Genomic DNA, 21,086 nt, shown 5'->3' with positions numbered 1-21,086 from the left:
GCTTTTAAACTTCGCTACTATACGCGCGGGAAAGAGGGTTGGGAATGGGGGAAAGTAAACGGAGAGTAAATTTTTATGGGCTCGGGTAAGCCCATAACGTTAACGGACATTTCTTATTCAGAAGAAGAAGAAAATCAAACCGGCGAGAAGCACCAGATCGGCAATCAGCGGGCAAAAAATTCCCTGCCAGTGAACGGCTTTCGGACGAAAGCCCACGCCGTGGATCACACCTGCACACACCGCCCACATAATGAGGAAGCCGTGCCAGATTTCAAGCTCGCTGGTTTTCGCTGCAAAGCGCGAAGGGTCCCAGAAGATACAACCTGCCAGCAGTAATGCCATCACTAAAGAAAGCGCCCGTAACGGGCGCTTGTCCATTACCGCGTAAAGTTTCGCGATAATATTCATCAGTGTTTTTCTTCACCCGCTTTGGTCGCTTCTACGTGCTCAAGCGCCAGGGCAGTGATGACACCAAATGCACAGGCAAGAAGCGTCCCTAAAATCCATGCGAAATACCACATATTCAGCTCCTTACTTAGTACATAGAGTGGGTGTTGCTTTCGATATGTTCTTTCGTGATGCGACCGAACATTTTCCAGTAACACCAGATGGTGTAGGCCAGAACGATCGGAACGAACACGCAAGCAACATACGTCATCAGGTTCAGCGTCATATGGCTGGACGTTGCATCCCACATGGTCAGGCTAGCATTCAGCATGGTGCTGGATGGCATGACGAATGGGAACATCGCAATACCCGCCGTCAGGATAATGCACGCCAGGGTCAGTGATGAGAACACGAACGCCAGCGCGCCTTTCTCCAGACGAGACGTCAACACGGTCAGCAGCGGCAGCAATACGCCCAGCGCCGGGATAGCCCACAGCGCAGGGGTATTGTTAAAGTTCACCAGCCATGCACCTGCCTGACGCGCCACTTCTTTGGTCAGCGGATTAGACGGCGCAGTATGGTTAATCGCAGACGTCACCACGTAGCCATCAATACCGTACACCACCCACACACCGGCCAGTGCGAAGCAGACCAGCGTGACCAGCGCAGCGACCTGAGCCGTCGCGCGAGAACGCAGGTGCAGTTCACCAACCGTACGCATCTGCAGGTAGGTTGCGCCCTGAGTGATGATCATCGCCACGCTCACCACGCCGGCCAGCAGACCAAACGGATTCAGCAGCTGGAAGAAGTTACCGGTGTAGTAAAGACGCATGTACTCGTCCAGATGGAACGGTACGCCCTGCAGCAGGTTACCAAACGCCACGCCGATCACCAGCGGCGGAACGAAGCTACCGATGAAGATGCCCCAGTCCCACATGTTGCGCCAGCGGGTATCTTCAATCTTGGAACGGTAGTCGAAACCGACCGGACGGAAGAATAAAGAGGCCAGCACCAGAATCATCGCCACATAGAAACCGGAGAACGCAGCCGCGTAGACCATCGGCCAGGCAGCGAACAGCGCGCCGCCTGCGGTGATCAGCCACACCTGGTTACCGTCCCAGTGTGGGGCGATGGAGTTGATCATGATTCGACGCTCGGTGTCATTACGACCGAGGAAACGGGTGAGCATCCCCACCCCCATGTCGAAACCATCCGTGACGGCGAAACCGATCAGCAGAACGCCAACCAGCAGCCACCAGATAAAACGCAATACTTCATAATCGATCATTTGATGACTCCTGTCTTAGCGTGCCGGCTGAGTAGTCGCAGTGGACTGCTCGTAGTGATAGCGACCGGTTTTCAGGCTGCTTGGGCCAAGGCGCGCGAACTTGAACATCAGGAACAGTTCAGCCACCAGGAACAGGGTGTACAGACCACAAATCAGCAGCATGGAGAAGATAAGGTCGCCCGCTGTCAGGGAGGAGTTCGCTACCGCCGTTGGCAGTACCTCACCAATCGCCCATGGCTGACGGCCATACTCCGCCACAAACCAGCCGGATTCGATTGCGATCCACGGCAGTGGAATACCGTACAGCGCAGTGCGCAACAGCCATTTTTTCTCGCCGATGCGGTTGCGAATCACGGACCAGAAGGACGCCGCAATGATCAGCAGCATGATGATGCCGCAGCCCACCATGATACGGAATGCGAAGTACAGAGGCGCAACGCGTGGAATCGAGTCTTTGGTTGCCATCTGGATCTGTGCTTCTGTCGCATCAGACACGTTCGGGGTATAGCGCTTCAGCAGCAGACCGTAACCCAGATCTTTCTTCACGTTGTTGAACTGGTCGCGAACGGCCTGGTCGGTAGAACCGGCACGCAGCTGTTCCAGCAGCGAGTAGGCTTTCATACCGTTACGAATACGCTCTTCATGCTGAACCATCAGCTCTTTCAGCCCCGTCACCTGCTTATCAACAGAACGGGTGGCGATGATACCCAGCGCGTAAGGGATCTGAATCGCGAAGTGGTTTTGCTGCGCGTCCTGATCCGGAATACCGAACAGCGTAAAGGCCGCAGGCGCCGGTTGGGTTTCCCATTCGGCTTCGATAGCGGCCAGTTTGGTTTTCTGCACGTCACCCATTTCGTAACCGGATTCATCACCCAGAACGATAACAGAGAGGATTGCAGCCATACCGAAGCTTGCCGCGATAGCAAAGGAGCGCTTCGCAAACGCGAAGTCACGACCGCGCAGCATGTAGTAAGAACTGATACCCAGGATAAACATTGCGCCGCACACATAGCCAGAAGCGACGGTGTGAACGAATTTAACCTGCGCTACCGGGTTCAGGACCAGCTCGGCAAAGCTGACCATCTCCATACGCATGGTTTCGAAGTTGAAATCAGACGCGATCGGGTTCTGCATCCAGCCGTTCGCCACCAGGATCCACAGCGCGGACAGGTTCGAACCTAATGCCACCAGCCAGGTCACCGCCATATGCTGGACTTTACCCAGACGGTCCCAACCGAAGAAGAACAGACCTACAAAGGTGGATTCGAGGAAGAATGCCATCAGACCTTCAATGGCCAGCGGCGCACCGAAGATATCCCCTACATAGTGGGAATAGTAAGACCAGTTAGTCCCGAACTGGAACTCCATAGTCAGACCGGTTGCCACGCCCAGTGCGAAGTTGATACCAAACAACTTGCCCCAGAACTTGGTCATATCTTTATAAATCTGTTTGCCGGAGAGAACGTATACCGTTTCCATGATGGCCAGCAGGAACGCCATACCGAGCGTCAGTGGCACAAACAGGAAGTGGTACATCGCGGTCAAGGCAAACTGTAAGCGCGACAGTTCGACTATATCTAACATCATGACTCCTTGCTCATCGCATGAAGACTCCGAGAGTGAACCCCGTCAGAGAGAGATCCACACGCATGCCCCAATACAAATTATTCGCATCCTTGTCGTCGTTATTACCCTGAAGGAGGATAAAAACGATGACGTGAGGTTACAAATACGTTAATAAAAATCTCAAATTGATCCCGCAAATATAATACGCTGCAAAACCCTTACAATAAACAGGTTTTTATTGAATCACATTTACGTTTTTCGACGGTGATCAATTTATAGCAAAATTACCACTTTTCGACCATTTTGATCGCGGACAATTTAGCGCTTTTCGGTGTCTTTTTCCAAGGATTAAACTTTGATTTAAATCAAAAACAACCACTGATGTTAACCATGTTTAATCATGGTAAGAATGGTAAAAACCATGTTAACGATATGTGCATACGAAGATGGAGTTAGTTATCGAAGACGGGAAAAAATATAAACAGAAGTGATTTTAATTAACGCTAAAGAAAGCACCATTTCGACGAGGGACAAACAATAAAGCGTAGTCGGGCCAGAATATTTTTCCATTGCATTTATGCAACCCTTCAAAATTACATTTAATTTACTTTTGGCACCCCATAAGTTAACACCACTGTGTGACTATTTAATGAAAAAAGGCCGCCTTCTCTGCAGCCTTTTGTGTATCACGGGTTCAGGCGATAAGAATACTAAAGGTTCGCGACTGCCCCGGCCTGAATGCCCCGACAATGCCCTCTTCTCCACACCGCTCCATTATCCGTTCGTTCATGTCCGTTTCGCGCCACCGTTTCACCGTCGGATTCATGGATAACGTCGTGTCACAGGCGCTGGACGCCGAAGGGTTGAACAGTCGGAGAATGAGCTCATCACGATCTTCAGCCTTTTTGAGCGTACTGAGCACGCATCCCGTTGGCGGAAGCGCTAACAGACTGTAATTTTCCGGCGTGATAAACGACGCGCGATTCAGTTTCATCGCATCCCAGGGAATTTTGTTATAGCACTGCACCGGCGTTAACCACGATTTAGCCTGCTGTGCGACGCCTGCGTTTTCCGGCGCGCCACTAAAGCTGAAGAGGCTAAAGCGACAGGTTAACGGTCCGCGCACCTGAGAGTCAGGAACAGGCATTTTGATCCCCGAAGGTCTGCCTGGACGCAACAGCAAATCCTCTTTCCCGAGCAGCCCCACGCCACGCAACAAGGTTAAGGCGAATGCTTTTTTGTCATTGCCCACCACTTCAAACTCGCGCAGTCCCTCGGTGAAGAGCGCCAGCCCGTTTCGCTTTTCCTGCAGGACGGCATAGTTGAGTAAATTCCAGACGGGAACCGGCGCTTCTTTCCACCCCTCCTCCTGCCAGTTTTGCATCGCTGCGTCCTGCACCGGGCGAGTGATCGAGCCAAACTGCGTATCCGCTAACACTTCCTCTGTCATAAACGGCGTTGGGATCAGCACGCGAACGCGGTGGTCATCGGCCTGATTATCCAGGCACACCACCACGTCAATGCGTCTGCTGTTATGGCTTAGCGTAATCTCAAATTCAGCGTCGAGATAGCCGTTTCGCTGGCGCGCCGCGCGTTCGGCCAGGTTCGCCGGAACGGCGATTCGATGGCGGATAACCGCCCTGCTCTGCCAGCCTTCATGCGTAACCTCAAATTCATGCCCGCCCTGCGCGGAAGTGAGTCTCCACTCTTCCCGCGAAGGCGAGTAGTCGTACTCGTCGCCATCATCCGAGCTCTCTTCGATTTCCAGCACGCGGTCATAAACAAGCCCGGTTTCTTTGTCGCGCAGGCGCAACGTACCGTCGTCATTTACGTCAATCTGCCAGAAGGCGTTTTCAAGTAAGGATGCGGTGTTTTCCCCCGGAGAGAGTACCTTCCCGGCCACGTTAGGTTCGATAAACAGCGTACGGTAGCCCATCGCCGGCAGTATCTGGCTGAGCTGAATATCAAACTCCATAAACGGTTCGTAATTGCCGTAGTGAACAATCTGCCGGTCAATGAGGCCCGGGTCGAGCTCGCGCGCGCTGCGGATGAAATAGGGGATCTCATTGCCTTTGTCATCCCGCAGACGGAACTGACTGGCGCGCAGTCGAATCGTGGTGTTCATCACCTCTTCACGCGGCCAGGGCATCAGGTTGAACATCACCAGCTTATCGGCATCGCTTTGCGGCATGTTGTCGACAATCTTGCGCATATAGAAACGCGCCAGGTTATCTGCCATATCCTCAGCCAGCGCAAAGCGGGAGACAATCTCGCGATGCACCTTGTCGCTGCAGCAGCAGCCGATGCTGTCGTGAGCGTGGTTTTTGAGGATCTCTTTCCACATTTTCTCCAGCAAGCCGTGGTGGTAGTCGAAGCCCAGCGTCCAGGCAAGCGTCGCCAGCGGCTCAAGGATATTGACAATTTTGTTCTCAATACGCGCATGGGCGATTTTGATATCCATGCGCGTGGAGCCGATGGTCCGGTGCACGCGCATGTATTTACCGTCGATAAACTCACCTTTTAAGGTCGCCAGGTCATCGCGGTGCGCGTCGATGCGATCAAAGACCTCCTCAAACCGGCTCATCACAAATTGACGCTGCGGATAGATTTCACGCAGCTTCCCCATCACCGTGAAAATGTTCTGCTGCAGCGGCATCTGGTCGTGTCCGTTGGGCAGCAAAATCGCTTTGGTGACGGACGCCTTTTCCAGAACCTCGAAATAGCTGTCGAGCCGTTTTCGCAGCCCCACTTCGTCCTCCGGTAAGTACTTACCAATCGCGTAGCCCAGTGGCAGCACCTGTGCCGTCACTTCACTCCCGTCCTGGCTCTGCCAGAGAAATTCGGTTTTATCGGTCCCGTGGCGTTCAGAACAACCGCGCCAGAACATCGTGCGTGTAATGCCAAACCCGTTATAGATATGCGGAAGCTGGCCGGACATGCCAAACGAATCCGGCAGATAGCCGATCTTCATCGGCTCGCCGAAGGCCATACAATCCCGGATGCCGTACATCAGGTTGCGGACAATCGACTCGCCGCTCACGATCGTGGTATCGGTCTGGGTATACCAGGGGCCGATAATCAGCTTTCCACGCTCGACAAGCGCCTTCACGCGAGAGCGGTTTTCGGGCACAACGGCAAAATAATCCTCCAGAACAGCCGTCTGTCCATCGAGGACATAATATTTATACTCGTCATCCTGCTCCAGACGGGTCAGGATCTCTTCCATATTATTGACCAGAAGAATACGCGACTCTTCGGTGGTGAAATACCACTCACGGTCCCAGTGCATATGCGGCGTGATATGAACGCGAGATACAGCTTTCATCTTCGTTTCCTGTTTGTGCGTTTTTACGATAAGGCGTCTTCAGTGACGTAGTTGCCCTTTTTTACCGCCTGGCGTCGCCAGAGCAGCAGAACCAGAGTGGAGATAGCGGTACCCACCAGCGCCGCACCAAACCAGCCCGCCGCAGCAACCACACCACCCAACCCGGCATCGTGAAGTAAAAAAAGAGAGAAAATCCCGGCCCCCGGCGTAGACAACCCGATCCCCATCGCACCGACAGCCGCGCCTGTCACCATGGATCCGAGTACAAATGAGCCAATAACGCGAAGCGGATCTTCTATCGCCATCGGAATCGCCCCTTCGGTAATGCCCGCGAGGCCGAGCAACCAGGTCGATTTGCCGGTTTCAATTTCAAACGACTTAAACAGCTTCGGTGCCAGCATCGTTGACGCCGTGACGGTGAAGGCTGAGACCATTTTGACGGAGGCAAAGATCGCATAGGGACCGTATACCCCGTTCGCCATCGCCCCCAGGCAGAACGCGTAAGAGGCTTTGTTGACCGGGCCACCCAAATCGAATGAGCACATAAACCCGAGGATTGCCCCCAGAAGCAGCGCATTCGCGCCGGACAGACCGTTAAGCCAGACGGTGAGCGTGTTATTGAGCCAGGCCACCGGTTCGCCAATCACAAACAGCATCAGGCTGCCCGCGCCCAGCACGCCAATCACCGGATAGAGATAAAAAGTCAGAAAGCCGTTGTAGCGGCTACTGAGCCGGATGTGGTTTTTCACCCAGCGCATCAGATAGCCCGCGATCAGCCCGCCGACGATAGCGCCAAGAAAACCGGAGCCGATCATGTTGGCAGCCAGACCGGCCGCAAAGCCCGGCGTCAGCGCAGGTTTATCCGCCAGCGAGTAGGCGGTGTAGGCCGACAGGACAGGCACCATCAAAATGCCAAGCATGCCGCCGCCAAGCTTGCGGTACATCCACAACCACGAGTTTTCCTGGTCAAACAGGTGCTGCAGGCCAAGGATTTGCGCCAGCAGTACCGATACGGCCAGCACCGTACCGCCGGCGACAATCAGCGGCACCGCAAAGGAGATGCCGCTCAGAAGCGCCTGCTTGAGTTCAGTTTTAACGCTCTTTTTCGTTTCGGTATCGACCTGCGCATGACGCGCATCGGTGGAGGGCTTTAGCGCCAGCGCGCGCTCAATCAGCGCTTCAGCATGGCGCAGGGGTTCCGCGACGGGTACGGAAATGGCGGGGATCCCCTGAAAGCGCTCGCTCTCTTTGATCGCCACTTCTGCGGCAAAAATGCACGCTTTCGCCTCCTGCAACTGCTGGGCAGTAATGCGCCCTTCAATGCCGTTCGCCCCCTGCTTTTCGACCACCACGTTGACGCCGAGCTTACGTCCCGCTTTTTCCAGGTACTCAGCTGCCATATAGGTATGGGCAATCCCGGCCGGACAGGCGGTAACACAGATGACGGTTGGTGCATTCACCAGTGTGGCAACCTCGTCTTCCTGCGAGATACCGTTTAGCGCATCAAGCAGATCCTCCGCCGTCGCTGCAGCCATAACGCGTTCCCGGAGGGCATCATCAGCCAGGCGAGACGTCAGCGCCGTCAGCACCTGGATATGCGTGGATCCCGCTTCAGCAGGCGGAATGGCAAGCAGGACGATTAGCTCAACGTTTTCAGGGCCGTCCACCCCCTCCCACTCCAGCGGTTCGCTTAGCGTAGCAACTGCAAAAGCCGCTTCGTTCACCACGCTCGATTTACCATGGGGGACAGCGAGCCCTTCACCCAGTGCGGTTGGCCCCTGCGATTCGCGACGGTAGACCTCCGCCAGAAATGCATCGCCATCTGTGATTTTGCCCAGCGCCACCAGTCGCATCGCAAGCTGGCGAATGGCCTCATCACGGCTGGCATAGTGCGCCTGCACGCAGACAGCGCTGGTGTGGGTCAGAGTCGTCAGGTTCATAAGATCCTCACACGTAAATTGTTATTGTCTGACGGCAATTGTGACAGGCAACACAATACATTTATGTGATCACTTTCACTAACAACGCATATTTGTATTTAATTTGTATTATTTACAAATTTTAAGGTGAAGGCATAATTCCGTGAAAAGGTATTAGAAAGGCAGGTTCTATGGGTAACAAACCGATGTACCGGCAGATAGCCGATACGCTTCGCGAGAAAGTCAATGCGGGTGAGTTAAAACCCGGCGATGCGTTACCGACCGAATCCAGCCTGCAGGAGGCGTTCAACGTCAGTCGTGTAACGGTGAGACAGGCACTGAAGCTGCTTACGGAAGAGCAGATAGTCGAGAGCATTCAGGGCAGCGGTACTTACGTAAAAGAAGAGCGCGTTAACTACGACATTTACCAGCTCACTGGCTTTTACGAAAAACTGGCGGACCGGAACGTCGATACCCACAGCGAGGTGAGCATTTTCGAAGTGCTGAAAGCCGATGCAAAACTTGCCGAAAAGCTGAATCTCTCTCCTGACGATAAAGTCTGGCACGTCAAACGCGTCCGCTTTATCAAACAAAAACCGGTGAATCTGGAAGAAACGTGGATGCCGCTGGCGATGTTCCCCGACCTCACCTGGGAAGTGATGGAGAATTCGAAATACCACTACGTTGAGCAGATCAAAAAGCTGGTTATCGATCGCAGCGAGCAGGAGTTGGTGCCAGTCATGCCGTCAGAGGAAGCGATTGCCGCGCTGTCGCTCGATCCGGCAAAGCCGATCCTGGAAAAAGTCTCCCGCGGGTTTCTCAAGGACGGACGGGTATTTGAATACAGCCGCAACGTGTTCAATACCGACGATTACAAGTTCACGCTTGTCGCCAGACGCAGGCAATAAAAAAGGCCGCTTTACAGCGGCCAACCATGTCGAAACGGACATTTTTATACTTCAACGCCCCCCTTTCGGGGAGCAGAGAGGACTTACTTAATGATGGATTTCAGTGCTTCGCCGATATCCGCCAGGCTGCGAACGGTTTTCACGCCTGCGGCTTCCAGCGCTGCGAATTTCTCATCAGCCGTACCTTTACCACCGGCGATGATCGCGCCTGCGTGACCCATACGCTTGCCTTTCGGCGCAGTCACACCCGCGATGTAACCCACAACTGGCTTGGTCACGTGTTCTTTGATGTAAGCAGCCGCTTCTTCTTCCGCGCTACCACCGATCTCACCGATCATCACGATCGCTTCGGTCTGTGGATCTTCCTGGAACATCTTCAGGATGTCGATGAAGTTAGAGCCCGGGATCGGGTCACCGCCGATGCCCACACAGGTGGACTGGCCGAAACCGTAGTCGGTGGTCTGCTTAACCGCTTCATAGGTCAGGGTACCGGAACGGGACACGATGCCCACTTTACCCGGCTTGTGAATGTGGCCCGGCATGATGCCGATTTTGCATTCGCCCGGGGTGATAACGCCTGGGCAGTTCGGGCCGATCATACGCACGCCAGCTTCATCCAGCTTCACTTTCACGGTCAGCATATCCAGCGTCGGGATGCCTTCTGTGATGGTGATGATCAGTTTGATGCCTGCGTCGATCGCTTCCAGAATAGAGTCTTTGCAGAACGGAGCCGGAACGTAGATCACGGTCGCGGTTGCGCCCGTCGCTTCTACGGCTTCACGCACGGTGTTGAACACCGGCAGGCCCAGGTGGGTGGTGCCGCCTTTACCTGGCGTTACGCCGCCAACCATCTGCGTGCCGTAAGCAATCGCCTGTTCGGAGTGGAAAGTCCCCTGGCTACCGGTGAAGCCCTGGCAGATAACCTTGGTATCTTTATTAATTAAAACTGACATTATTTCCCCTCCACTGCGGCAACAACCTGCTGAGCTGCATCCGTCAGACTTTTCGCTGCAATAATATTCAGGCCGCTGTCAGCCAGTTTTTTCGCGCCGAGTTCAGCGTTGTTACCTTCCAGACGTACAACAACCGGAACGTTAACACCCACTTCTTCTACCGCACCGATGATACCGTCGGCGATCAGGTCGCAACGGACGATACCGCCGAAGATGTTAACCAGAACGGCCTTCACGTTGTCGTCGGAGAGAATGATCTTGAACGCTTCGGTAACGCGCTCTTTGGTTGCGCCACCGCCCACGTCGAGGAAGTTTGCTGGCTCACCGCCGTGCAGCTTAACGATGTCCATGGTGCCCATCGCCAGGCCCGCACCGTTAACCATGCAGCCGATGTTGCCGTCCAGCGCCACGTAGTTCAGCTCCCACTGTGCAGCCTGCGCTTCACGCGGATCTTCCTGAGACTGATCGCGCATTTCGCGCAGATCCGGCTGGCGGAACAGCGCGTTGCCGTCAGCGCCCAGCTTGCCGTCGAGGCAGATCAGGTCGCCCTGGGTGGTGATCACCAGCGGGTTAATCTCGATCAGCGCCAGATCGCGCTCCAGGAAGATGGTTGCCAGACCCATGAAGATCTTGGTGAACTGCTGAACCAGTTTACCTTCCAGACCCAGTTTGAACGCCAGCTCGCGACCCTGGTAAGGCATTGGGCCCGCCAGCGGATCGATAGCCACTTTGTGGATCAGGTGCGGGGTCTCTTCCGCCACTTTTTCGATTTCCACGCCGCCTTCGGTAGACGCCATGAACACCACGCGACGGGAGCTACGGTCAACAACCGCGCCCAGGTACAGTTCTTTCGCGATGTCGGTCGCCGCTTCAACCAGGATCTGGTTAACCGGCTGGCCGTTCGCGTCTGTCTGGTAGGTCACCAGACGCTTGCCGAGCCAATGTTCAGCAAACGCACGAATCTCTTCTTTACTCTTAACAACCTTCACACCGCCCGCTTTACCACGGCCACCAGCGTGAACCTGACACTTAACTACCCACGGGCCGGAACCGATTTTAGATGCAGCTTCTTCTGCTTCACGCGGGGTAGTACAGGCATAACCCACCGGAGCCGGTAAGCCATACCGGGCAAACAGCTGTTTGGCCTGATATTCATGTAAGTTCATGTGTTCTATCCATCCTTCAGGGTAATCGTTATCTTCAAACCTGTAGACCGGCGCAGTCTGTGTGCCGGATGGCGCTACGCTTATCCGGCCTACAGGGCAGGTGATGCTAAATAGTCACTAGACGTCCAGCAGCAGACGCGTTGGATCTTCCAGCAGCTCTTTAATCGCTACCAGGAAGCCCACGGACTCGCGGCCGTCGATCAGGCGGTGGTCGTAAGAGAGCGCCAGATACATCATCGGCAGGATCTCAACTTTACCGTCTACCGCCATCGGGCGATCTTTAATGGCATGCATACCCAGGATCGCGCTCTGCGGCGGGTTAATGATCGGGGTAGACATCAGCGAGCCGAATACGCCGCCGTTGGTAATGGTGAAGTTACCGCCGGTCAGATCGTCTACGGTCAGCTTGCCGTCGCGGCCTTTAACAGCCAGCTCTTTAATGTTTTTCTCGATATCAGCCATACCCAGGGTATCCACATCACGCAGAACCGGCGTTACCAGGCCACGTGGGGTAGAAACCGCCATGCTGACGTCGAAATAGTTGTGGTAAACCACGTCATCGCCATCGATAGACGCGTTCACTTCCGGGTAGCGTTTCAGCGCTTCAACTACCGCTTTCACGTAGAAGGACATAAAGCCCAGACGGATACCGTGACGTTTTTCAAACGCGTCACCGTACTGCTTACGCAGGTCCATGATTGGCTTCATGTTCACTTCGTTGAAGGTGGTCAGCATCGCGGTGGAGTTTTTCGCTTCCAGCAGACGCTCGGCCACGCGCTTACGCAGGCGAGTCATCGGCACGCGTTTTTCGCTGCGGGCGCCCAGAGCAGGCTGAGCTGCTGGTGCTGCCGCAGGGGCTTTCGCTTCTGCCTGAGCAGGCGCTTTCGCCAGGTGTTTGTCGATGTCTTCGCGGGTCAGACGACCACCCACACCGGTGCCTTTGATGGCTGCCGGGTCAAGGCTGTGTTCAGCCAGCAGGCGACGGATCGCCGGGCTGAGGGCGTCGTTAGACTGTTCTTCCAGCGAAGCCTGCTGGCGCTGAGCCGGCGTAGAGGCTTTCTCTTCAGACTTCGCGCTGGACTCTTTGCCCGCGCTATTACCTTCACGCAGGCGACCCAGGATCTGACGAGAGGTGACGGTGGTACCTTCATCTTCCAGCACCGCGTCCAGAACGCCATCCGCCGAAGCCGGTACTTCCAGTACCACTTTGTCAGTTTCGATTTCTACCAGCACTTCATCGCGCTTAACGGCATCGCCTGGTTTTTTGTGCCAGGTAGCGACGGTCGCATCTGCTACGGATTCAGGCAGGTCGGGAACAAGAATATCTACGCTACTCATTTTGTATCCTTTAATTAATCGACGTTCAGCGCGTCATTGACCAGATCTTGTTGCTGCTTCTGGTGAACGGACATATACCCTACCGCCGGAGAGGCGGAGGCCGGGCGACCTGCGTAACGCAGGGCTGACCCAAATGGAATCACTTCACGGAAATGATGCTGGCTGCAGTACCATGCGCCCTGGTTGAGCGGCTCTTCCTGGCACCAGACAAAATCATGTACGTGAGCATATTGTTTCAGCACTTCCTGCATCGCCTGATGCGGGAACGGATAAAGCTGTTCGATACGCACAATGGCGACATCTTTCTGATCGTTCTTGCGGCGCTGTTCCAGCAGGTCGTAATAAACCTTACCAGAACACATCACCACGCGCTTCACGCCCTGCGGATCCAGCTCGTCAATTTCGCCAATGGCCGGCTGGAAGGTACCGTTCGCCAGTTCTTCCAGGCTGGACACCGCCAGCGGATGACGCAGCAGGGATTTCGGCGACATCACCACCAGCGGACGACGCATACCGCGCAGCGCCTGACGACGCAGCATGTGGTACACCTGAGCCGGGGTGGACGGCACGCAGACCTGCATGTTCTGCTCGGCGCAGAGCTGCAGATAACGTTCCAGACGCGCGGAGGAGTGCTCCGGACCCTGTCCTTCATAACCGTGCGGCAGCAGCATTACCAGGCCACACATACGGCCCCACTTCTGCTCGCCGGAGGAGATGAACTGGTCGATAACCACCTGCGCGCCGTTGGCGAAGTCACCAAACTGCGCTTCCCAGATGGTCAGGGTGCGTGGTTCAGCGGTGGCGTAGCCATATTCGAAGGCCAGTACCGCTTCTTCAGACAGCACGGAGTCCCAGACCTTGAACTGGCCCTGACCGTTGTGCACGTGCTGCAGCGGGGTGTAGGTTGAACCGTTGGACTGGTTGTGAACAACCGCGTGACGGTGGAAGAAGGTCCCACGGCCCGCATCTTCACCGGACAGACGAACAGGAATGCCTTCGTCAACCAGCGTTGCGTAAGCCAGCGTTTCCGCGCCGCCCCAGTCGAACAGCTTCTCGCCTGCCGCCATGGACTGACGGTCAGCGTAGATTTTCTGCACGCGAGACTGCATCTCGATAGCGTCCGGTACGGTGCTGATGCGTTTAGCCAGCTCCTGCAGGCGCTTCATCTCAACCTTGTTCGGGTAGCTCTCATCCCACTCGTGGTTGAGGTACGGAGACCAGGTAAAGGAGTGCATGTTCATCGGACGCAGCTCTTTCACCACGCATTCGCCCGCATCCAGCGCGTCGCGGTAGAGGTTGACCATTTCGGTCGCATCTTCCAGCGTCGCCACTTTGTCGCTCTCCAGCTTGTCAGCATAGATTTTGCGCGGGGTCGGGTGTTTTTTGATTTTCTGGTACATCAGCGGCTGGGTTGCACTTGGCTCATCCGCTTCGTTGTGGCCGTGACGGCGGTAGCAGAAGAGGTCAATGAACACATCGCGTTTAAAGGTATTACGGAAGTCCAGCGCCAGACGGGTAACGAAAGCAACGGCTTCCGGGTCATCCGCGTTAACGTGGAAGATCGGCGCCTGTACCATCTTACCGATGTCGGTGCAGTACGGGGTAGAACGCGCATCCAGCGGGTTAGAGGTGGTGAAGCCCACCTGGTTGTTGATCACGATGCGAACGGTACCGCCCACTTCGTAACCACGCGCTTTCGACATGTTCAGGGTTTCCTGAACCACGCCCTGCCCTGTTACCGCCGCATCACCGTGGATGGTGATTGGCAGCACTTTATTGCTGCTTGGCTCGTCCAGACGATCCAGACGCGCACGTACGGAACCGATAACCACCGGGCTGACGATTTCCAGGTGTGACGGGTTAAACGCCAGCGCCAGGTGAACCAGACCGCCTTCGGTTTCGATATCAGACGAGAAGCCCATGTGGTACTTCACGTCGCCGGTGCCGAGGTGTTCTTTATGTTTGCCCGCGAATTCGTCGAACAGGTCCTGTGGTTTTTTACCCAGCACGTTGACCAGTACGTTCAGACGACCGCGGTGCGCCATACCCAGTACCACTTCACGGGTACCGCTCTTGCCTGCGTGACGAATCAGCTCTTTCAGCATCGGCACCAGCGCGTCGCCGCCTTCCAGCGAGAAGCGTTTTGCGCCCGGGAATTTCGCGCCCAGATAACGCTCAAGCCCTTCCGCTGCGGTCAGTTCGTTCAGGAAGCGTTTTTTCTCGTCAGCCGAGAAGGTCGCGTGGCCCGCTACGGATTCGATGCGCTGCTGGATCCAGCGTTTCTCTTCAGTAGAGGTAATGTGCATGTATTCCGCGCCGATGGAGCCGCAGTAGGTTTGCTTGAGCGCGTCAATCAGATCGCCCAGCTTCATCGTGTCTTTGCCGATGGCAAAGGAACCTACGTTAAAGCTTTCCTGGAAATCGGCCTCGGTCAGATCGTGATACGCCGGATCGAGATCGGCCACACGGTCTTGTTTCCACAGTCCCAGCGGATCGAGATTCGCATGCTGGTGACCGCGGAAGCGATAAGCGTTGATAAGCTGCAGGACTTTAACCTGCTTCGCATTGGTGTCAGGGTCGGAAATCGCAGAAGAGTAACGTGAGGCATCCTTCGCCAGACGACGGAAATAATCACGTGTTTTGGAATGGAATTGATCCGGTTTGACCCCTGTGCCAGGCAACTGCTGGAACATGGAACGCCAGTTTGCGTCCACTGAGTCAGGATCGGTTAAGAAGTCTTCATAGAGCTGTTCTATCCAGCTCTGGTTCGCACCAGAGAGGTAAGAAGAGTCCAGCCAGGCTTTCATTGCGCCGTTCTGCATCGTGATCCCTTAAGCATTTTTATGCTTACTTTCGCCGTAGAAACTACCACGCACACCGCGTGTACGTGCCGGGGTTCACCTGCGAGCTCTTTTCATTTGGCCCGCGAAGGAACCTTTAGAAACTGTCTGGACTTCAGGGTAGTACAGGGCAGTTTTTAAAGGTTTCTGCAATCTGTTCCCTCTCCCTTTGGGAGAGGGTCAGGGTGAGGGGAACAGCGCTCCCCTCTCACTACTTACGCACTGCGCTGCAGCAGCATCGACTTAATATGGCCGATGGCGCGCGTCGGGTTCAGCCCCTTCGGACACACACTGACGCAGTTCATGATGCTATGGCAGCGGAATACGCTGAAAGCGTCACTCAGTCCTTCCAGACGGCTGTCGGTTTCGGTGTCGCGGCTATCGATCAGGAAGCGATAGGCAGCCAGCAGACCGGCCGGGCCGATAAACTTGTCCGGGTTCCACCAGAACGACGGGCAGGACGTTGAACAGCATGCGCAGAGAATACACTCGTACAACCCATCGAGTTTTTCACGCTGCTCTGGAGACTGTAAGTGCTCGCGAGCGGGTGGATTTTGCCCATTATTCAATAAGTAAGGCTTAATCTTCTCATATTGTGCATAGAATTGCCCCATGTCTACCACCAAATCACGCACAACCGGCAGGCCTGGCAGAGGACGGATAACAATTTTCTGACCAGGACGCTGCAACGCTGAAATTGGCGTGATGCAGGCCAGGCCATTTTTGCCGTTCATGTTCACCCCGTCAGAACCACAAACCCCTTCACGGCAGGAGCGGCGGAACGACAGCGTTGGATCTTTTTCTTTCAGCTGGATTAACGCATCCAGCAGCATCATGTCGCGACCTTCTTCCGCTTCCAGGGTGTAGTCCTGCATGCGCGGAGCGTCATCAACATCCGGGTTATAACGATAAACTGAGAATTCGAGTTTCATTATCCTGTCTCCGCATTAGTAAGTACGAATCTTCGGCGGGAACGCCGGACGCAGTTTCGGTTCCATATTGACGCTACGACGCGTCATGGTTTCCGACTCTGGCAGATACAGGGAATGGCACAGCCAGTTTTCGTCATCACGCTCCGGGAAGTCGAAGCGGCTATGCGCGCCACGGCTTTCGGTACGGAAGTTTGCCGACATCGCCGTCGCGAACGCGGTTTCCATCAGGTTATCCAGCTCCAGGCACTCAACGCGCTGGGTGTTGAACTCGCTGGAGGTGTCGTCCAGACGGGCATTTTTGAGACGCTCGCGGATAGCTTTCAGCTGCTCAAGGCCTTTGGCCATCGCATCGCCTTCACGGAATACCGAGAAGTTGTGCTGCATGCATTCCTGCAACGCTTTACGGATTTCCACCGGATCTTCGCCGTTACGGTTACCGTTCCAGCGGTTGAGGCGCTCAAGAGAGGCATCAATTTCGTCATCGGTCGCGTCACGAAGCGCGCCCTGCTCGGCAATAGATTCCTGCAGATGCAGACCCACCGCGCGACCAAACACTACCAGGTCCAGCAGGGAGTTACCGCCCAGACGGTTTGCGCCGTGTACGGATACGCAGGCAATTTCGCCTACCGCGAACAGGCCAGGAATAACCACGTCTTCGCCCTGCTCGTTCACGGTCAGCGCCTGACCGGTCACTTTGGTTGGAATACCGCCCATCATGTAGTGGCAGGTTGGGATAACCGGAATCGGCTCTTTCACCGGGTCGACGTGTGCAAAGGTGCGGGAGAGTTCCAGGATGCCCGGCAGACGGGATTCCAGCACTTCTTTACCCAGATGGTCGAGTTTCAGCTTCGCGTGTGGACCCCATGGGCCATCACAGCCGCGGCCTTCACGAATTTCGATCATGATGGAACGCGCCACCACGTCACGACCCGCCAGGTCTTTCGCATTCGGGGCATAACGCTCCATAAAGCGCTCGCCGTGTTTGTTCAGCAGGTAACCACCTTCACCGCGGCAACCTTCTGTTACCAGAACGCCCGCACCGGCGATACCGGTTGGGTGGAACTGCCACATCTCCATATCCTGCACCGGCACGCCCGCGCGGATAGCCATACCGACACCGTCACCGGTGTTGATGTGGGCGTTAGTGGTGGACTGATAGATACGGCCTGCGCCGCCGGTCGCCAGCACGGTAGCGCGGGCTTTGAAGTAAACCACTTCGCCGGTTTCGATGCACAGCGCGGTACAACCAACAATTGCGCCATCGGCGTTTTTCACCAGATCCAGCGCATACCACTCGGAGAAGATGGTGGTGTGGTTTTTCAGGTTCTGCTGATACAGGGTGTGCAGCAGCGCATGACCGGTACGGTCAGCCGCCGCCGCGGTACGTGCCGCCTGCTCGCCGCCGAAGTTTTTCGACTGGCCGCCAAACGGACGCTGATAGATAGTGCCATTTTCCAGACGGGAGAACGGCAGCCCCATATGGTCCAGCTCCAGAATCGCTTCCGGGCCGGTTTTACACATATATTCGATGGCATCCTGGTCGCCGATGTAGTCGGAACCTTTTACCGTGTCATACATGTGCCATTCCCAGTTGTCTTCATGGGAGTTACCCAGCGCAACGGTGATACCGCCCTGCGCAGACACGGTGTGGGAACGGGTCGGGAATACTTTAGAGAGCAGCGCACAGGTCTGGCCGCTCTGGGAAATTTGCAGTGCGGCACGCATACCTGCGCCACCGGCACCAATCACAACAGCATCAAATTCTCTGACTGGCAGTTTCATTACACACCCCACACCACAACGAATCCATAAATAACGTAAACCACCAGTGCAACCACAATGGCCAGTTGCAGCGGGAGGCGAATCGCCAGCGGTTTAACGTAATCGGTCAACACCTGCCACATACCAATCCAGGCATGAATAAGGATGGAGAACAGAGCCAGCAGGGTGAACACTTTGGTGAAGGCGGATCCGAAGAACCCACTCCAGATTTCCCACGTCAGCGTGCCGCTGGTCGCGAAGAAACCGATCATATAGATGATGTAAAGGGTGAGAACGATGGCGGTAGCACGGACCAGGATGAAGTCATGTACGCCGTTGCGTCCTAATGCGGAGGCGTTGCTTACCATACGAGAACTCCTGCGAGAAGTGAAAGCACGACTGTAATCACAAATGAAATGTTAGCGGAGCGTTTCCCGGCTTCGAAAGTCTCTTCCAGATAGCCAAAGTCCATCAGCATATGGCGAACACCCACGACGACGTGGTACGCCAGCGCGGTCAGAATGCCCCACATGATGAATTTCACGAAGAAGCTGTTCATGATGGCAGAGGCCTGGAGGAATCCTTCAGGGGAAGAGAGGCTGGTGCCCAGTAACCACAGCAAAATACCGACCGCCACAAACGTAATCACACCAGAAACACGGTGCAGAATGGACGCTATTGCTGTTACAGGGAACCGGATCGTTTTGAGATCCAGATTGACAGGTCTTTGTTTTTTCACATTTCTTATCATGAATAACGCCCACATGCTGTTCTTATTGTTTCCTTCCTCCGGACTGCGATGCGGGTCAAGCAGCGTTCCTTTTCTATAACTGCGCGTCATGCAAAACATTGCTTCCAGATGCTAAAACGACACGTTACAACGCTGGGTGGCTCGGGATTGCAGGGTGTTCCGGAGACCTGGCGGCAGTATAGGCTGTTCACAAAATCATTACAATTAACCTACATACAGTTTGTCGGGTTTTCTCTGGAACAGTGATCAGGGTCACGATAACAACATCTTTTTAATTTTTAATCATCTGATTTGACAAATGTTAAACAATATTGTTACAAACGTCATCAGAAAAGGCATATAATGCGCAAAAGTTATGAGGTCTCACTTTCACCTGACAAATAGTTATGTAACAGTGTGATGGTATTGACCGAAGTTATCAGGACAGTTATTAGTGATATACAGGTTTGAATAATTCGGACTGCAAAAACGCTGATTTGCTGTTGTTTCACTGATATTTCATTCGTTTACCTGCAAGGCGCCATAGCTCTGTACCCTGGTTTGTCCTCGTGAGCTGAGCGGTAAGCCAAATAACAATCTGGTAACGGTGATTTACAGCTGAAAGCAAATCCGGTGAAGCGCAGTCTTAAGCATAAGGCGCTAAGGAGACCGTAAATGGCTGATACAAAGGCAACGCTCACCCTAAATGGTGACACTGCTATTGAACTGGATGTGCTAAAAGGCACGCTCGGTCAGGATGTTATTGATATCCGTACGCTGGGTTCTAAAGGTGTGTTCACCTTTGACCCTGGATTTACCTCTACCGCATCTTGCGAATCCAAAATCACCTACATTGACGGTGACGAAGGTATCCTGCTCCATCGCGGCTTCCCCATCGATCAGTTAGCCACCGAATCCAACTATCTGGAAGTGTGCTACATCCTGCTGAACGGCGAAAAACCGACGCAGGCCCAGTACGATGAATTCAAAACCACCGTGACCCGTCACACCATGATCCATGAGCAGATTACCCGTCTGTTCCATGCGTTCCGTCGTGACTCTCACCCAATGGCGGTGATGTGCGGGATTACCGGTGCGCTGGCGGCGTTCTACCACGACTCCCTTGACGTGAATAACCCGCGTCACCGTGATATCGCGGCGTTCCGCCTGCTGTCCAAAATGCCTACCATGGCGGCGATGTGCTACAAATATTCCATCGGCCAGCCGTTTGTGTATCCGCGCAACGACCTCTCCTACGCGGGTAACTTCCTGCGCATGATGTTCTCCACGCCGTGCGAAGAGTACGAAGTGAACCCGGTACTGGAACGTGCGATGGACCGTATTCTGATCCTGCACGCTGACCACGAACAGAACGCCTCTACCTCTACCGTCCGTACCGCGGGCTCTTCAGGCGCGAACCCGTTCGCCTGTATCGCTGCGGGTATCGCCTCCCTGTGGGGACCGGCGCACGGCGGCGCGAACGAAGCGGCACTGAAGATGCTGGAAGAGATCAGCACCGTTGAGCACATTCCTGAGTTCGTGCGTCGTGCGAAAGACAAGAATGACTCCTTCCGCCTGATGGGCTTCGGTCACCGTGTTTACAAAAACTACGACCCGCGCGCCACCGTCATGCGTGAGACCTGCCACGAAGTGCTGAAAGAGCTGGGCACCAAAGATGACCTGCTGGAAGTGGCGATGGAGCTGGAACACATCGCGCTGAACGACCCGTACTTCATCGAGAAGAAACTGTACCCGAACGTCGATTTCTACTCTGGCATTATTCTGAAAGCGATGGGCATTCCGTCTTCCATGTTCACCGTCATCTTCGCCATGGCCCGTACCGTAGGCTGGATTGCGCACTGGAACGAAATGCACAGCGAAGGCATGAAAATCGCCCGTCCTCGTCAGCTGTATACCGGCTACGAGCAGCGTGATTTTAAGTCTGATATTAAGCGCTAACAGACGTTGGGTGC

At 54.8% G+C, this 21,086-nt stretch carries 16 protein-coding genes; 2 read left to right on the top strand and 14 right to left on the bottom strand.

All coding sequences use genetic code 11. The features are described from left to right. Nucleotides 1-117 precede the first annotated feature (117 nt). The 6 genes from ybgE to mngA all read right to left on the bottom strand — a co-directional run bounded on the left by ybgE (nucleotide 118) and on the right by mngA (nucleotide 8,506). Nucleotides 118-408 (bottom strand): cyd operon protein YbgE, encoded by a 291-nt coding sequence (gene ybgE, locus AC0TNG_RS21155; protein WP_008501100.1) that lies wholly within the window; start codon nucleotides 406-408, stop codon nucleotides 118-120. After that, entirely contained in the window at nucleotides 408-521 is a 114-nt protein-coding gene (gene cydX / locus AC0TNG_RS21150) for a cytochrome bd-I oxidase subunit CydX (protein ID WP_003858598.1), read from the bottom strand. The genes ybgE and cydX overlap by 1 nt, the downstream gene beginning before the upstream one ends. A gap of 14 nt (nucleotides 522-535) precedes the next feature. Further along, a complete protein-coding gene (gene cydB, locus AC0TNG_RS21145; protein WP_126785944.1) occupies nucleotides 536-1,675 on the bottom strand; it encodes a cytochrome d ubiquinol oxidase subunit II in 1,140 nt (379 codons plus the stop codon). 15 nt (nucleotides 1,676-1,690) lie between these two features. Further along, nucleotides 1,691-3,259: a cytochrome ubiquinol oxidase subunit I gene (gene cydA / locus AC0TNG_RS21140; RefSeq protein ID WP_048990050.1), complete on the bottom strand. Its 1,569-nt coding sequence runs from the start codon at nucleotides 3,257-3,259 to the stop codon at nucleotides 1,691-1,693. Between the two features lie 676 nt (nucleotides 3,260-3,935). Next, nucleotides 3,936-6,566, bottom strand: a complete 2,631-nt coding sequence (gene mngB, locus AC0TNG_RS21135; RefSeq protein WP_473713065.1) for a mannosylglycerate hydrolase — start codon at nucleotides 6,564-6,566, stop codon at nucleotides 3,936-3,938. A 23-nt stretch (nucleotides 6,567-6,589) separates the two neighbouring features. Next, nucleotides 6,590-8,506: a PTS 2-O-a-mannosyl-D-glycerate transporter subunit IIABC gene (mngA, locus tag AC0TNG_RS21130; protein WP_473713064.1), complete on the bottom strand. Its 1,917-nt coding sequence runs from the start codon at nucleotides 8,504-8,506 to the stop codon at nucleotides 6,590-6,592. Between the two features lie 170 nt (nucleotides 8,507-8,676). On the opposite strand from mngA, the gene AC0TNG_RS21125 reads away from it, so the two are divergent. Beyond that, entirely contained in the window at nucleotides 8,677-9,393 is a 717-nt protein-coding gene (locus tag AC0TNG_RS21125) for a GntR family transcriptional regulator (RefSeq protein ID WP_024908798.1), read from the top strand. 83 nt (nucleotides 9,394-9,476) lie between these two features. Here the strand turns inward: AC0TNG_RS21125 and sucD are convergent, their stop codons facing one another. From sucD to sdhC, 8 genes are all read right to left on the bottom strand, one after another. After that, on the bottom strand, nucleotides 9,477-10,346 hold the full coding sequence (gene sucD, locus AC0TNG_RS21120; RefSeq protein WP_014169173.1) for a succinate--CoA ligase subunit alpha: 870 nt from the start codon (nucleotides 10,344-10,346) through the stop codon (nucleotides 9,477-9,479). Further along, the gene (gene sucC / locus AC0TNG_RS21115; RefSeq protein ID WP_006809579.1) at nucleotides 10,346-11,512 is read right to left on the bottom strand and encodes an ADP-forming succinate--CoA ligase subunit beta; all 1,167 of its coding nucleotides are present in this window, start codon (nucleotides 11,510-11,512) and stop codon (nucleotides 10,346-10,348) included. The genes sucD and sucC overlap by 1 nt, the downstream gene beginning before the upstream one ends. Before the next feature lie 117 nt (nucleotides 11,513-11,629). Beyond that, nucleotides 11,630-12,850, bottom strand: coding sequence for a 2-oxoglutarate dehydrogenase complex dihydrolipoyllysine-residue succinyltransferase (gene odhB, locus AC0TNG_RS21110; RefSeq protein WP_008501093.1), 1,221 nt, complete (start codon nucleotides 12,848-12,850; stop codon nucleotides 11,630-11,632). Nucleotides 12,851-12,864: 14 nt separating this feature from the next. Next, nucleotides 12,865-15,672 carry a 2-oxoglutarate dehydrogenase E1 component gene (sucA, locus tag AC0TNG_RS21105; RefSeq protein ID WP_032649515.1) on the bottom strand — a complete coding sequence of 936 codons (2,808 nt, stop codon included), beginning with the start codon at nucleotides 15,670-15,672 and terminating at the stop codon, nucleotides 12,865-12,867. Nucleotides 15,673-15,905: 233 nt separating this feature from the next. Next, nucleotides 15,906-16,622, bottom strand: coding sequence for a succinate dehydrogenase iron-sulfur subunit SdhB (gene sdhB, locus AC0TNG_RS21100; RefSeq protein ID WP_008501090.1), 717 nt, complete (start codon nucleotides 16,620-16,622; stop codon nucleotides 15,906-15,908). A 15-nt stretch (nucleotides 16,623-16,637) separates the two neighbouring features. Next, nucleotides 16,638-18,404, bottom strand: a complete 1,767-nt coding sequence (gene sdhA / locus AC0TNG_RS21095) for a succinate dehydrogenase flavoprotein subunit (RefSeq protein WP_024908800.1) — start codon at nucleotides 18,402-18,404, stop codon at nucleotides 16,638-16,640. Then, complete coding sequence (gene sdhD, locus AC0TNG_RS21090) at nucleotides 18,404-18,751, bottom strand: succinate dehydrogenase membrane anchor subunit (RefSeq protein ID WP_008501088.1); 348 nt, start codon at nucleotides 18,749-18,751, stop codon at nucleotides 18,404-18,406. The genes sdhA and sdhD overlap by 1 nt, the downstream gene beginning before the upstream one ends. Continuing rightward, nucleotides 18,745-19,149: a succinate dehydrogenase cytochrome b556 subunit gene (gene sdhC / locus AC0TNG_RS21085; protein ID WP_020684965.1), complete on the bottom strand. Its 405-nt coding sequence runs from the start codon at nucleotides 19,147-19,149 to the stop codon at nucleotides 18,745-18,747. The genes sdhD and sdhC overlap by 7 nt, the downstream gene beginning before the upstream one ends. A 639-nt stretch (nucleotides 19,150-19,788) precedes the next feature. Here sdhC and AC0TNG_RS21080 point away from each other — a divergent pair. After that, the gene (locus AC0TNG_RS21080; RefSeq protein ID WP_023334930.1) at nucleotides 19,789-21,072 is read left to right on the top strand and encodes a citrate synthase; all 1,284 of its coding nucleotides are present in this window, start codon (nucleotides 19,789-19,791) and stop codon (nucleotides 21,070-21,072) included. The last annotated feature ends 14 nt before the right edge of the window (nucleotides 21,073-21,086 follow it).

This window comes from Enterobacter sp. PL_is514 (assembly GCF_055816715.1).
This window is presented reverse-complemented; position numbering and strand designations above follow the sequence as displayed.

What these genes read in the sequence shown, in the direction of transcription:
- ybgE (WP_008501100.1), bottom strand. Translation starts at nt 408, where the DNA reads ATGAATATTATCGCGAAACTTTACGCGGTAATGGACAAGCGCCCGTTA.
- cydX (WP_003858598.1), bottom strand. Translation starts at nt 521, where the DNA reads ATGTGGTATTTCGCATGGATTTTAGGGACGCTTCTTGCCTGTGCATTT.
- cydB (WP_126785944.1), bottom strand. Translation starts at nt 1,675, where the DNA reads ATGATCGATTATGAAGTATTGCGTTTTATCTGGTGGCTGCTGGTTGGC.
- cydA (WP_048990050.1), bottom strand. Translation starts at nt 3,259, where the DNA reads ATGTTAGATATAGTCGAACTGTCGCGCTTACAGTTTGCCTTGACCGCG.
- mngB (WP_473713065.1), bottom strand. Translation starts at nt 6,566, where the DNA reads ATGAAAGCTGTATCTCGCGTTCATATCACGCCGCATATGCACTGGGAC.
- mngA (WP_473713064.1), bottom strand. Translation starts at nt 8,506, where the DNA reads ATGAACCTGACGACTCTGACCCACACCAGCGCTGTCTGCGTGCAGGCG.
- AC0TNG_RS21125 (WP_024908798.1), top strand. Translation starts at nt 8,677, where the DNA reads ATGGGTAACAAACCGATGTACCGGCAGATAGCCGATACGCTTCGCGAG.
- sucD (WP_014169173.1), bottom strand. Translation starts at nt 10,346, where the DNA reads ATGTCAGTTTTAATTAATAAAGATACCAAGGTTATCTGCCAGGGCTTC.
- sucC (WP_006809579.1), bottom strand. Translation starts at nt 11,512, where the DNA reads ATGAACTTACATGAATATCAGGCCAAACAGCTGTTTGCCCGGTATGGC.
- odhB (WP_008501093.1), bottom strand. Translation starts at nt 12,850, where the DNA reads ATGAGTAGCGTAGATATTCTTGTTCCCGACCTGCCTGAATCCGTAGCA.
- sucA (WP_032649515.1), bottom strand. Translation starts at nt 15,672, where the DNA reads ATGCAGAACGGCGCAATGAAAGCCTGGCTGGACTCTTCTTACCTCTCT.
- sdhB (WP_008501090.1), bottom strand. Translation starts at nt 16,622, where the DNA reads ATGAAACTCGAATTCTCAGTTTATCGTTATAACCCGGATGTTGATGAC.
- sdhA (WP_024908800.1), bottom strand. Translation starts at nt 18,404, where the DNA reads ATGAAACTGCCAGTCAGAGAATTTGATGCTGTTGTGATTGGTGCCGGT.
- sdhD (WP_008501088.1), bottom strand. Translation starts at nt 18,751, where the DNA reads ATGGTAAGCAACGCCTCCGCATTAGGACGCAACGGCGTACATGACTTC.
- sdhC (WP_020684965.1), bottom strand. Translation starts at nt 19,149, where the DNA reads ATGTGGGCGTTATTCATGATAAGAAATGTGAAAAAACAAAGACCTGTC.
- AC0TNG_RS21080 (WP_023334930.1), top strand. Translation starts at nt 19,789, where the DNA reads ATGGCTGATACAAAGGCAACGCTCACCCTAAATGGTGACACTGCTATT.